Origin of the sequence: Tessaracoccus sp. MC1627 (assembly GCF_014164725.1) — a bacterium.
Classification (GTDB): domain Bacteria; phylum Actinomycetota; class Actinomycetes; order Propionibacteriales; family Propionibacteriaceae; genus Arachnia.
Window position 1 is genome coordinate 138290 of record NZ_JACJGA010000008.1, and the last position, 12872, is coordinate 151161.

12 protein-coding genes are annotated in these 12872 nt (G+C 69.4%); 3 read left to right on the plus strand and 9 right to left on the minus strand.

Going from position 1 to position 12872, the window contains the following annotated elements:
• Positions 1-91: 91 nt before the first annotated feature.
• A complete protein-coding gene (locus H5399_RS15530; protein WP_182784248.1) occupies positions 92-430 on the minus strand; it encodes a hypothetical protein in 339 nt (112 codons plus the stop codon).
• Positions 431-633: 203 nt separating this feature from the next.
• Here H5399_RS15530 and lexA point away from each other — a divergent pair, with 203 nt between their 5' ends.
• Entirely contained in the window at positions 634-1371 is a 738-nt protein-coding gene (gene lexA / locus H5399_RS15535) for a transcriptional repressor LexA (RefSeq protein WP_182784250.1), read from the plus strand.
• 16 nt (positions 1372-1387) lie between these two features.
• Here the strand turns inward: lexA and H5399_RS15540 are convergent, their stop codons facing one another.
• The 4 genes from H5399_RS15540 to miaA form a co-directional block, all read right to left on the minus strand.
• On the minus strand, positions 1388-3298 hold the full coding sequence (locus H5399_RS15540) for an ATP-dependent DNA helicase (protein ID WP_182784379.1): 1911 nt from the start codon (positions 3296-3298) through the stop codon (positions 1388-1390).
• A gap of 67 nt (positions 3299-3365) precedes the next feature.
• Positions 3366-4790: a GTPase HflX gene (hflX, locus tag H5399_RS15545; RefSeq protein ID WP_182784252.1), complete on the minus strand. Its 1425-nt coding sequence runs from the start codon at positions 4788-4790 to the stop codon at positions 3366-3368.
• A 75-nt stretch (positions 4791-4865) separates the two neighbouring features.
• Positions 4866-5681 (minus strand): diaminopimelate epimerase, encoded by an 816-nt coding sequence (dapF, locus tag H5399_RS15550; protein WP_182784254.1) that lies wholly within the window; start codon positions 5679-5681, stop codon positions 4866-4868.
• On the minus strand, positions 5620-6621 hold the full coding sequence (gene miaA, locus H5399_RS15555) for a tRNA (adenosine(37)-N6)-dimethylallyltransferase MiaA (protein ID WP_370585805.1): 1002 nt from the start codon (positions 6619-6621) through the stop codon (positions 5620-5622). Before miaA ends, dapF begins: the two co-directional genes overlap by 62 nt.
• A gap of 89 nt (positions 6622-6710) precedes the next feature.
• On the opposite strand from miaA, the gene H5399_RS15560 reads away from it, so the two are divergent.
• Entirely contained in the window at positions 6711-6908 is a 198-nt protein-coding gene (locus H5399_RS15560; protein WP_182784258.1) for an antitoxin, read from the plus strand.
• A 4-nt stretch (positions 6909-6912) separates the two neighbouring features.
• On the opposite strand, the gene miaB is transcribed toward H5399_RS15560, so the two are convergent.
• A complete protein-coding gene (gene miaB / locus H5399_RS15565; protein ID WP_182784260.1) occupies positions 6913-8403 on the minus strand; it encodes a tRNA (N6-isopentenyl adenosine(37)-C2)-methylthiotransferase MiaB in 1491 nt (496 codons plus the stop codon).
• Positions 8404-8469: 66 nt separating this feature from the next.
• Between miaB and H5399_RS15570 the strand changes: the two genes are divergently transcribed.
• Positions 8470-9348: an aldose 1-epimerase family protein gene (locus H5399_RS15570; protein WP_182784262.1), complete on the plus strand. Its 879-nt coding sequence runs from the start codon at positions 8470-8472 to the stop codon at positions 9346-9348.
• A 6-nt stretch (positions 9349-9354) separates the two neighbouring features.
• On the opposite strand, the gene rny is transcribed toward H5399_RS15570, so the two are convergent.
• The 3 genes from rny to recA all read right to left on the minus strand — a co-directional run bounded on the left by rny (position 9355) and on the right by recA (position 12771).
• The gene (rny, locus tag H5399_RS15575; RefSeq protein WP_370585806.1) at positions 9355-10962 is read right to left on the minus strand and encodes a ribonuclease Y; all 1608 of its coding nucleotides are present in this window, start codon (positions 10960-10962) and stop codon (positions 9355-9357) included.
• Positions 10963-11216: 254 nt separating this feature from the next.
• Positions 11217-11738 (minus strand): regulatory protein RecX, encoded by a 522-nt coding sequence (locus tag H5399_RS15580; RefSeq protein ID WP_182784264.1) that lies wholly within the window; start codon positions 11736-11738, stop codon positions 11217-11219.
• The gene (gene recA, locus H5399_RS15585) at positions 11728-12771 is read right to left on the minus strand and encodes a recombinase RecA (RefSeq protein ID WP_182784266.1); all 1044 of its coding nucleotides are present in this window, start codon (positions 12769-12771) and stop codon (positions 11728-11730) included. Before recA ends, H5399_RS15580 begins: the two co-directional genes overlap by 11 nt.
• Between the last annotated feature and the right edge of the window lie 101 nt (positions 12772-12872).

Consider the following 12872-nt stretch of genomic DNA (forward strand, 5'->3'; position numbering starts at 1 on the left):
GGGGAAAGACACCGCTGTAACTACTAGATGTAGGGACAGCCTAGATCGGGGTCCGCCGGAGGGCAAGGGCGAAACGCCGACGACTTCGCACCTATCGGGAGGCCGTCACATGCGCCCAGGCCGGATCCCCCGCGACGTAGTCCGTCGCCGGATCCACCTGGGCCATGCCCACGAACTGGGCGGCAGACAGGGTGAGCCCGACGGCGGCCAGGATACCGACGAACGCCACCTTCAACGCCAGCAACGGCGAGGCCGTGGCCGGGCGGGCCACCTGGCACGAGGAGACAGTGCCCACGCGGCCAGGCGCGGCGGGCCTCGCCGGGCGGGCCAGGGGTCCCGCGAGCTCTGGCCGGCCGGCCGGGGACACGGTGACCACGCGACGCGCGCCGGCATGAACGACCTTGAAGCTGACTGCTTGTGCTGCGGTCATGACAACCTCTTTCCTGACCTAGAACGCCTGTTCGAAATAAACCTTAGCGCCTCCACCGCCGGAATGAAACACTCGTTCTATCCGGCGTGTCGCGGGAGCGATAGATGCAGTCCACACGAGCCCACTGACACTTTTTTCCGGGTCCCTTCGCGACACGCGTCGACATTTCGAACACACGTTCTCGCGAGCGGTAGGCTGCCGGCATGGCTGAAGAGACGAAGCGCCCACGACGAGGCCGCCCCACCAACGCATCCATCGAGGCCGAGCTCGGCAACATCGCCTCCTTCCCGGACGGGCCGGAGGATGTCCACGGGCTGACGAAGCGCCAGGTGGCCATCCTGCAGGTCGTCAAGCAGTCCATCGAGGAGCTGGGCTATCCGCCGAGCATCCGCGAGGTGGCCGCCCGCGCAGGGCTGGCCTCCACCTCGAGCGTGACCTACCAGCTCCGTGTGCTGGAGGAGAAGGGCTTCCTCCGCCGGGATCCCAACCGTCCCCGCGCCGTCGTGGTCACGATGCCCGGCGAGCAGCATCAGCTGGACCCGGCGCAGTCCTACGACGACGTCCCGAAGTCCGTCGCGGTTCCCCTCATCGGCCGCATCGCCGCCGGCGGGCCCATCCTGGCCCAGCAACAGGTGGAGGACGTGTTCGCTCTCCCCCGGCAGCTGGTCGGCGAAGGCCAGGTGTTCCTCCTGGAGGTGCGCGGGGAGTCCATGATCGACGCCGCCATCTGCGACGGCGACTGGGTGGTGGTGCGGCAGCAGTCGGACGCCAACAACGGAGACATCGTCGCGGCCCTGCTGGACGACGAGGCCACCGTCAAGACCTTCAAGCGCAAGGACGGCCAGGTGTGGCTGCTGCCGCACAACCCGGACTACTCCCCCATCGACGGCACCCACGCCCTCATCATGGGCAAGGTGGTCGCGGTGATGCGCAAGCTCTGAGGGCCTGCTTCAGCGGCTACTCCGAGCCGCGGAGGCGCCGCAGCGCGCGGACCGCGATGTCGCCGTCGGTGGTCATCCAGAACCCAGGCAGCGAGGACTTGAGGTACTCGCCGTAGCGCTTCGTGACGAGGCGCGGATCGAGTACGGCCACCACGCCCCTGTCCTCCAGGCGGCGGATGAGCCGGCCGGACCCCTGCGCGAGCAGCAGCGCCGCGTGGGTGGCTGCCACCCTCATGAATCCGTTGCCCCCGGCATCGTCGACGGCCTTCTTCCGTGCCTGCATCAGCGGATCGTCTGGGCGCGGGAACGGGATCTTGTCGATGATGACCAGCTGGCAGGTCTCCCCCGGCACATCCACGCCCTGCCAGAGCGACATGGTGCCGAACAGGGAGGTCTTCGGGTCCTCGATGAAGGTGCGGGTCAGCTCGGAGAGCTGCGCATCCCCCTGACACAGCAGCGGCAGGTCCGGAAGCTCCCGGCGGCAGTACTCCGCGGCCTGCTCGGCTGCGCGGCGCGAGGAGAACAGCCCCAAGGTGCGCCCCTCGGCCGCCCACATCAGCTGCGCGATCTCGGCGAGCGTCTCAGGGCTCATCCCGTCTCTGCCCGGCGGGGGAAGCCGCTTGGCCACGTAAAGGATCCCCTGGCGGGCGTAGTCGAACGGCGACCCGACGTCCACCCCGCGCCACGCGAAGTTGTCTGCGGGCTCGGCTTCGCCGGTGAGCCTGTCGTTGTAGTTGAGCCCGACGGAGCTGGCCGCCGCCTCGAAGGAGCCCCCGAGCTCGAGGGTGGCTGAGGTGAGCACGGCCGTGGTCTCCCCGAAAACCTGGCTCCGCAGCAGCCCCGCGACATTCAACGGCGCCACGTAGGCGGCGCGGCCGAGGATGTCGGACTCCGTCACCCAGACGACGTCCTCCTCGCTGACCTTGGCGATCCGCTCCGCCACGTCGAAGATCTCCTTCACGGCAGACGATGCCTGGGTGCGTTCGGCGTCGTCGGTGACCTTCCCGAGCGCACTGACCACCTTGCGGGTGACGTCGCGCAGCTGCGCGGCGGCGAACGGCAGCGGCGCGGAGGCCGACAGGATGCGCGTCAGATCGGACTCGGCCAGGGCCTCGCGCAGCACGTCCGCCTGGTCCAGGAAGTCCACCCCGAGGTCGTCGTCGAGCCACGGGAGGGCGCGGCGGGCGGTGCGCTCCACGACGCTAGGGGTCAGTTCGTCTGTGGCGGCGGTGGTGATCCGACTGACCAGCTCGTGGGCCTCGTCGATGATCACAGCGGAGTGTTCCGGCAGCGCGGTGCCCCCGTGCATCGCGTTGATGGCCAGCAGCGCGTGGTTGGTGACCACCAACTGCGCGCTGCGGGCCTCCTCGCGGGAGGCCTCCACGAAACACTCCGAGCCGAAGGGGCACAGAGCCACCCCTAGGCACTCACGAGTGGGGATCGAGATCTGCGCCCAGCCCTTGGCGGTGTGCGACGGCGCGTCGTCACGATCCGCCAGGCCCTTCCGCTCAGCCTCCTCCTCCACCCATTCCCTCAGCGCCAGCACCTCGGCGCCAAGCCTGGAGACGTCGTCGGCCTTGCCCGCAGCCTCGGCCAGTGCGGAGCTGCCCAGCAGCGAGTCCTGTTCGGCCGAGCCGCCTGCCCGCGCCCGGTACAGGCAGGCGTAGTTGGTGCGCCCCTTGAGGATGGCGGCCTTGGGCCGGGTTCCCGTCACCTCCTCGACGGCGTCGAGAGCGGTGGGGATGTCCTTGCTGGCCAGCTGCGCCTGGAGCGCGAGGGTGGCGGTGGCGACGATGATGCGCTCGTCGGTGTCCACGCAGCGGGCGAGCGCCGGAGCGAGGTAGCCGAGCGACTTTCCGGTGCCCGTGCCCGCCTGCACCAGCAGGTGGACCCGGCCCTCCAGCGTGTCTGCCACCGCGTCCGCCATCGCCTGCTGGCCCGGGCGGGCCTCGCCGTGGATCTCCCCGACGGCCGCGGCCAGGATGAGGCCGTGATCAGTCACGGACGAAGGCCACCAGCTCGTCGGCCAGGTCCGGGCGGACGCGTGCCGTGATGAGGGTGCCCTCAGCGGTGTGCTCCAGGGAGTCGATCACGGCGGTCTTGTGGACCTTGTCCACCAGGTCTCCCCGCTCATAGGGCACCATCACCGTGAGCTGCACCTCGGGACGCGGCAGCCGTGCGTCCAGCTCCGCGCGCAGCGGCTCAACGCCCAGGCCCGTGCGGGCGGAGACCACCACCGCGTCCGGATGGTTGGCCCGCAGAGCCATGATGGCGGCCTCGTCTGCCGCGTCGGCCTTGTTCAGCACCAGGAGCTCGGGCACCTGGGAGGCGCCGATCTCGTTGAGCACGGTGCGGACCGCGGCGATCTGCCCCTCCGGGTCAGGGTCTGAGGCATCCACGACATGCAGCAGCAGGTCCGCCTGAGCGGACTCCTCCAGCGTGGAGCGGAAGGCCTCGACGAGGTCGTGGGGCAGATGCCTGACGAACCCCACGGTGTCCGTCAGCGTGAAGACGCGGCCGTCGTCCGTCTCGGTGCGCCGCGTGGTGGGATCCAGCGTGGCGAACAGCGCGTCTTCGACCAGGACCCCCGCCCCGGTCAGCCTGTTGAGCAGCGAGGACTTGCCCGCATTGGTGTAGCCGACGATGGCCACCGACGGCACCTGATGGCGCCGCCTCTCGGCGCGCTTTCCCTCCCGCGTGGCGTCCATCTCCCGGAGCCGCCGCCGCAGCACCGCGATCCTGCTGTAGATCCGGCGCCGGTCCGTCTCGATCTTCGTCTCGCCGGGGCCACGGCCTCCGATGCCGGCTCCCCCCGCGGCGCGGCCACCCGCCTGGCGGGAGAGGTTTCCGCCCCATCCGCGGAGCCGCTGCTTCAGATACTGCAGCTGCGCCAGCTCCACCTGTGCCTTGCCCTCGGCGCTCTTGGCATGTTGGGCGAAGATGTCCACGATCAGTGCGGTGCGGTCCACCACCTTCACCTTGATCCGGTCTTCCAGGTTGCGCAGCTGCGCGGGCTCCAGTTCGCCGTCGCAGATGACGGTGTCCGCGCCGGTGGAGCGCACCGTTTCCGCGACCTCTTCCACCTTGCCTCGACCCACGTAGGTGGCCGGGTCAGGGTGGCTGCGCCGCTGGACCAGCTCTGCCAACACTTCGGAGCCGGCCGTTTCCGCGAGCAGCCTCAGCTCAGTCATCGCGTTGTCTGCGTCCTCCTGAGTGCCGGAGGTCCAGACGCTCACCAGCACCACCCGCTCGAGGCGCAGCTGGCGGTACTCGACCTCGGTGACGTCTTCCAGCTCGGTGCGCAACCCCGCGACCCTGCGCAGCGAGCGCCGGGCCTCAAGGTCTTCCTGGTCTCCGTCGAGGTCCGGCTCGGGTTCGGCGTCGAAGTCGAGCTGCTCGTCAAGTGAATGTTCTGTCATCGTGGGCCCCATTGTCCCAGCCCACACGCCGTAACCCAAGCTGCGGGAGCCTGGCTGTGGATAACCCGCGACGGATCAGATCCAGAACTCGCCGCGACCCACGATCACGGCGGGGCCGGTCAGCCGCGCCTCGCCGTCGACGAACTCGGCCGTCAGCTCCCCGCCGGGCACGGTGACGACGACTGGGCCGGGATGCCCGGAGCTGTTCCGGTGGGCGGCGGCTGCGGCCACCACGCCGGTGCCGCAGCTCATCGTCTCACCCACGCCCCGCTCGTAGACCCTCATCGCCAGCCGGCCGGGGCCCTCGACGTGCACGAACTCGATGTTGGCGCCCTCGGGGTAGGCCGACGCAGGCTCCCAGACCGGTGCATGATGCAGCTCCAGCCCCGGCAGGACCCCTTCGTCGACGAAGACCACGGCGTGCGGGTTGCCCACATCCACCTTCACCGCGGGCCACTCGAGGCCCTCGTGGAGCACCGTGACGGGGGTGTCGAGGACTGCGACGCGCCCGATGTCCGTGCTGATCAGGCCGTGCCGGGCGACATCGATGTGCTTGACTCCGGCGCGGGTGGCGACGTCGAAGGACCCGCTGTCCACCAGCTGTTCGTTGATGAGGTGCCGGGCGAAGACGCGAAGCCCGTTGCCACACATCTCCGCCACGGAGCCGTCGGCGTTGTAGTAGTCCATGAACCACAGACCGGGCTCGCCCTCCCAGTCGCGCACGCTACCGGCGCGGACCACCCGGATCACGCCGTCGGCGCCGATGCCCGAACGCCTGTCGCACACCACCTGGATGAACTGGGGATGCATCTCATGCATGCCGTAGGAATCATCGAGGATGATGAAGTCGTTCTTGGTGCCGTGACCCTTGTGGAAGCTGAAGCGCCGCATCGTGACCCTCTCCCGCGTGATCGGCCAATCCTAGCGCGGCAAGCACCGTCGCGACGTTGCTGGTGGCGGTTGCGTCCAGCCAGACGATGCGCGGGTCCCTGTGGTACCACCCGAGCTGCCTGCGGAAGAACCTGCGGGTGGCCGCCTTGACCGCCGCGCGCGCCTCCTCTGCGGTGCTCAGTCCGTCCAGGTGGTCCACCACCTGCCGGTAGCCGATGGCGCGCACCGCCGTCACCCCTTCGCGCAGCCCGACGTCCATTAGCCGCCGCACCTCGTCGACGAGCCCCTGGTCGAACATTGCATCGACCCGTTGCTCGATGCGCGCGTCCAGGGCCGCGCGCTCCAAGCTGAGGCCGAACTGGTGCACGTCGGGTAGCTCGTAGGTCCACTCCGGCAGGCTCGGCCGGTGGCCCCCGGTCAGCTCCGCCACCTCCAGCGCCCGCACGGTCCGGCGTCCGTTGCCCGGCTCGATCTTGGCCGCGGACTCCGGCGCGAGCAGGGCGAGCCGACGGTGCAGCTCCGGCGCCCCGACCCGGTCCAGCTCGGCCTCCCACCGGGCCCGGATCTCCGCGTCCGAGCCGGGAAAATCGAAGTGGTCCACGATGGCCCGGGTGTACAGGGGCGAACCGCCCACCATGATGGGCACCACCCCCCGGGCACGCAGCTCGGCGATGACCGACCGCGCCGCCGCCTGAAACTCGGCCACGGAGGCCCGTTCGGTGACCTCAGCGGTGTCGATCAGATGATGCGGCACCCCGGCCCGCTCCTCGCGGGTCGGCTTGGCCGTTCCGATGTCCATGCCGCGGTAGACCAGCATCGAGTCCGCGTTGACGATCTCGGCGGGACGGCCGGAGGCGATCAGGCTGAGGGCCAGGTCGACGGCGAGTCGGGACTTGCCCGTCGCCGTCGGGCCCACGAGCACGATGAGCGGCAGGGACACGCACGCCAGTGTGCCACGCTGCCCGCGTTCGGTTTGCGCGCCGGGCATGATGGAGGCGTTCTATTCACCTACCCCAGAAGGAGCACAACATGGGACTTTTCGACAACATCGGAGACCTCGCCAAGCAGCACGAGGAGCAGATCGAGGCGGGCATCGAGCAGGCCGGTGACCTGATCGACGAGAAGACCGGCGGCAAGTACGCTGGCCAGGTCGATCAGGCGCAGGCGTTCGCCAACGAGAAGCTCGACTCTGTCACGGGCGACCAGGCGCCCCCCGCCGGGTCCTGACGGGTCAGGCGCAGCCGGCGCTCACCGTTTCGGGCGCCGGCTCGCCCACCGCAGGCATCCCCAGCCCGATGCCCACGGGCTTCGGCTGAGCGGTGGCCGCCTCCCAGGCGTCGCCGCCCCGGGTTCGCCGCAGGTTCCTCAGGGGCTCGTCGGAGTTGAGGTGATGGGGCGCCGCGTGGGTGACCCGCACCGTCGCGATGTCCCCGGGGCGCGGGCGTAGCGCGGGCTCCGAGGGCACAGCCACGTGCACGAGGCGGTTGTCGCGGCCTCGGCCGCTCATCCGGTGTGTCTCCGAATCCTTGCGGCCCTCGCCGGTGGCGAACATCACCTCGATGTCGCTGCCTGCCAGGCGGCGGTTCTCCTCCCAGGCCAGGTCGTTGACGAGCTCCACCAGCCTCTCGTAGCGCTCCTGCGTGACCGCCTTCGGCACCTGGTCCGGCATGGTCGCGGCGGGGGTCCCGGGCCGGATGGAGTACTGGAACGTGTAGGCGGCGGAGAACCGGGCGCGGCGGACCACGTCCATCGTGGCCAGGAAGTCCGTCTCCGTCTCGCCGGGGAAGCCGACGATGATGTCGGTGGTGATGGCGGCCTCCGGCATGGCTGAGCGCACGCGGTCCAGGATCCCGAGGAACCGTTCGGACCGGTAGGAGCGGCGCATGGACTTCAGAATCCGGTCTGATCCGGACTGCAGCGGCATGTGCAGCTGGGGCATCACGTTGTGGGTCTCCGCCATGGCGTCGATCACGTCGTCGGTGAAGTCCTTGGGGTGGGGTGAGGTGAACCTCACCCGCTCAAGGCCCTTCACCTCCCCGCAGGCCCTGAGCAGCTTCGCGAACGCCTGCCGGTCCCCGAACTCCACGCCGTAGGCGTTGACGTTCTGGCCCAGCAGGGTGATCTCCTGCACGCCCTGCTCCACCAGCATCTCGATCTCGGCGAGGATGTCGCCCGGGCGCCGGTCAGCCTCCTTGCCGCGCAGCGCCGGCACGATGCAGAACGTGCAGGTGTTGTTGCAGCCCACGGAGATCGACACCCACGCGGAGTACGGCGACTCCCGACGGGTGGGCAGGTTGCTGGGGAACGTCTCCAGCGCCTCCTTGATCTCGATCTGCGCCTCGCGCTCCACGCGTGCCCGCTCGAGGAGCGTGGGGAGGGAGCCGACGTTGTGGGTGCCGAACACCACGTCCACCCAGGGCGCCTTCGCGAGGATGAGGTCCCGGTCCTTCTGGGCCATGCAGCCGCCCACGGCGATCTGCAGGCCCGGATGACGGGCCTTCACGCTGGCCATGTGGCCCAGGTTGCCGTAGAGCCGGTTGTCCGCGTTCTCCCGCACCGCGCACGTGTTGAACACCACGACGTCGGCTCCGGCGCCGAGCCCGTCGCCTGCCTGCGCGCGGGACAGGCCGGCCGATTCCAGCAACCCGCTGATCCGCTCCGAGTCGTGGACGTTCATCTGACACCCGTAGGTGATGACGTGGTAGGTGCGTGGGTCAGCCATGGTTCCACCATGCTAATCGCCCGCCTGAGGGCCACCCAATCATGGGCCTGCCGTAGGCTCGGCCCCATGACGCTCAACCCCACCGGCACCCAGTTCACCATCACTCACGGCCGCTTCGCCGCCGTCGTCACGGAGGTCGGAGCCACGCTGCGCAGCCTGACCTTTGACGGCCAGGAGGTGCTCTGGACCTTCGCCGAGAACGAGGCCCCCTCCGGCTCGATGGGGCGCCAGCTCCTCCCCTGGCCCAACCGGATCCGCGACGGCCGTTACACCTTCGACGGGGAGAGCTACCAGCTGCCGATCACCGAGGTGCCGCGCACCACAGCCCTGCACGGGCTCAACGACGGCGTCGCCTGGCAGCTCGTCAGCCACACGGCCGACGAGGTGATCCTCACGTCGCGCTACTACCCGCAACGCGGGTGGAACGCGGTGCTGGAGGCCACCATCGGGCACCGCGTCGGCAACGACGGGCTGACGGTGAGCGTCGAGGTGACCAACGTGGGCGCCACGCGCGCCCCCTACGGCTACGGCGCGCACCCCTACCTGGCGGCGGACCTCGCCACGGCGGAGCTCACCCTCCCCTTCGCGCAGGAGCTGCTGGTGGACCCGGAGCGGCTGCTGCCGATCTCCATCGCCGAGGTCACAGCGGAGCACGACTTCCGCGAGACGCGCGTCATCGGCGACACCGAGTTCGACACGGCGTTGACCGGCGTCGACGGCGCGTGGGAGCTGACGCTCACCACGCTCGGGCGCACCGTCACCCTGTGGGCCGACGAGACGCTCCCCTGGGGGCAGGTGTTCACGCAGCCTCAGCGCAAGGCTCTGGCCGTCGAACCCATGACCTGCGGCCCGGACGCGTTCAACGAGGGCCCCACCCACGAGGGTCTGATCGTGCTGGAGCCGGGGGCGTCGTCGCGCTCGGTGTGGGGCTTCCGGGTCAGCTGACCGGCGTCAGTGGGCGGTCTCCGTGGCGCGCGATTCGCGCACCACGGTGATCCTGATCTGCCCCGGATAGCTCAGGTTCCGCTCCACCTCCGCGGCGATGTCACGCGCCAGCGAGTGCGCCTGTGCGTCGTCGACGCTCTCCGGGGCCACCATGATCCGCACCTCGCGGCCTGCCTGCATGGCGTACGCGCGCACGACCCCCTCGTGCGCCATCGCGATGCCCTCGAGGTTCTCCATCCGCTCGACGTAGGCCTCGAGTGATTCGCGCCGGGCGCCGGGACGCGAGCCTGAGATGGCGTCCGCGGCCTGGGTGAGCACCGCCTCGACGGTACGGGGCTCCACCTCGTTGTGGTGGGCCTCGACGGCGTGGACGATGTCCTCGTGCTCGCCGTGCTTGCGCAGCAGCTCCGCGCCGATGAGGGCGTGGGGGCCCTCCACCTCGTGCGTGAGCGCCTTGCCGATGTCGTGGAGGAAGGCGGCCCGCTTGCACACCGCCACGTCCAGCCCGAGCTCCGCCGCCATCACCCCGGCGAGGTGCGCGCACTCGACCAGGTGGCGCAGCACGTTCTGTCCGTAGGAGGTGCGGTAGGCCAGCGAGCCGAGGATCGGGATGAGGTCCGGATGCAGATCCACGATGCCCACCTCGGCGAGAGCATCCTCGGCCTCCCGTTCGATCCGCTCGTGGATGCGGCGCTGGCTGCGCTCGAAGACCTCCTCGATGCGGGCGGGGTGGATGCGGCCGTCCGCCACCAGGTCCGTCAGCGTGAGCCTGGCCGTCTCCCGCCGGACCGGATCGAAGCTGCTCAGCAGTACCGACTCGGGAGTGTCGTCGATGAGGACGTTGACGCCGGTGATCTGCTCGAAGGCACGGATGTTGCGGCCCTCACGCCCGATGATGCGGCCCTTCATGTCGTCGCTCGGGAGATCCACCGTCGAGACCACGGACTCGCTGGTCTGCTCGGAGGCCACCCGTTGGATGGCGGTGATGACGATCGAGCGTGCCAGCCGATCCGCCTCCCGCTTTGCGGTGGCCTCGATGTCGCGGGCCAGCGATGTGGCGGTGAGCTTGGCCTGCCGCTCCGCCTCGACGATGATCTCCGCCTTCGCCTCGGCCACCGTCAGGCCGGCCACGCGTTCCAACTCAGCATTGGCCTGCTCCCGCTCCTCGCGCAGGGCCTCACGCTGCTCGCGCAGCTGGGCACGCTGCGCCTCCATCCGTTGGGCGCGGGACTCGAGGCCCTCTGCGTCTGCAGCCACCCGGTCCTCGCGCTCGTGAAGGCGTGACTCGCGTCTCTCCTGGGTGGCTCGGATCTCCCGCAGCTCGGCGCGCTGCGCGGCGAGCGAGATCTCCATCTCCGCACGCCGTCGCTCCACGTCCTCCATGGCTTCCCGGGCCCGGTCCTGGGCCTTCGCCAGCATCCGCTCCGCGTCTTCGCGCAGCGAGTTGGCGGCCACCTGGGCCGACTCCCGCATCGAGGCCATGTCGTCCCGGGAACGCCGCTCCCAGGAGTCACGCTCCGCCCGTGACCGCGCGGCTGATCGCCACAGGAACCACATCAGGACGAGGACGCCAACCAGGAGAAGGCCTGCAACGATCCAACCGAGCTCGCGCACGGCGCCTCCTTCGCTAGAACCACATGGTTCGCGGGCACCGCACATCTCCGGGCAGACACGCCCGACCTCATGGGTCGGGAAAAGGTTCGGAGCGCGCCAGCGCACTCCGAGGGTGGGCGTCATGCGGTGGCCGAGGCCACCGAGTGGTGTCGTTTCAGATTCACCGGCCGAAGCAGGCGAGAGTTTATGCGGGGTCCTGGAACCTTGCCCCCGAGCCTATTCCTGACCTGTGGAAAACTCAACAGTTGGCACGATCAAAAATCATCATCCGCGACGCCGGTCTCCTCGGACTCCCCCATCACCTCATCGACGACCGAGGCCACCACGCCCCCGTCGAACCCGCGACGGGCGAGTGCACCGTAGAGCCGGCGGCGCGCGACCGCCGGCTCCAGCGCAGCCATCGACCGCAGCCTGCGACGGGCCAGCGTGAGTGCGGCACGGCGCTCGTCGTCCCTGCTGAGCCCTGCCAACGCCTCATCGGCGACGTGACGCTCGATGCCCTTGGTCTGCAGCTCCTGCCTGATCCGCATCCGTCCTCGAAGACCGAACCCCGACCTGGACGCGGTGAGCGCTGCAGCGAACGACGCGTCGTCGATCAGGCCGACATCCGTGAAGCGCTCGAGTATCTCGTCTGCCACATCCTCAGGAACGTTGCGCCGCGCCATGGCGCTGCGCAACTCCTTCTCGGAGCGCTGGCGCACAGCCAGCTGGTCCAGCGCGATCTTGCGGGCCACCTCGAGCTGGGTGGCCCGCTCCGTGGGAACCTCAGAAGTCAACTTCGCCTGTCTCCGGGTTGATCCCCTCAGGGACCCCTTCCTTGTCCACCCCGAGGTGGAGGCGGATGCGGCGCTCGATCTCGGCCGCCACGTCGGGGTGGTTCCTGAGGAAGTTGCGGGCGTTCTCCTTGCCCTGCCCCAGCTGATCCGCGTCGTAGGTGAACCAGGCTCCGGCCTTGCGGATGATGCCGGCTTCCACGCCCATGTCGATCAGGCTGCCCTCACGGGAGATTCCCTCGCCGTAGATGATGTCGAACTCGGCCTGCTTGAAGGGCGGTGCCACCTTGTTCTTGACCACCTTGACGCGGGTGCGGTTGCCCACGCTCTCTGTGCCGTCCTTGAGGGTCTCGATGCGGCGGACGTCCAGGCGCACGGAGGAGTAGAACTTCAGGGCGCGACCACCGGTGGTGGTCTCCGGGCTGCCGAACATGACGCCGATCTTCTCGCGCAGCTGGTTGATGAAGATGGCGGTGGTGTTGGTGGTCTTCAGGGCGCCCGTCATCTTGCGCAGCGCCTGCGACATGAGGCGAGCCTGGAGGCCGACGTGCGAGTCTCCCATCTCGCCTTCGATCTCCGCGCGCGGGGTGAGGGCGGCCACCGAGTCGATCACGATGAGCGCGATCGCCCCGGACCGCACGAGCGTGTCCGCGATCTCCAGGGCCTGCTCGCCGTTGTCCGGCTGGGAGACCAGCAGCTCATCGGTGTTGACGCCGAGCTTCTGCGCGTAGTCGGGATCCAGCGCGTGCTCCGCGTCGATGAACGCGCAGATGCCGCCGCCGCGCTGGGCGTTGGCGATGGCATGCAAAGCCACGGTCGTCTTTCCGCTGGACTCCGGGCCGAAGACCTCGACCACCCGGCCGCGCGGAAGACCCCCGATGCCGAGCGCCACGTCCAGCGCCACGGAACCGGTGGGGATGATGTCGATGGGCTGACGGTTGTCCTCCCCCAGGCGCATCACGGATCCCTTTCCGTGGGCCTTCTCGATCTGGGCGAGGGCTGCTTCTAGCGCCTTGTTGCGGTCCGCTATGGCCATGGGATGAATCCTCTCGAGGACTGGACCGCGAACGGCCAGCTGCTGTGTGGTGTTGTCACTCTAGGAAACGGCTCGGACACTTTTTCAGCCGAGCCACCGCC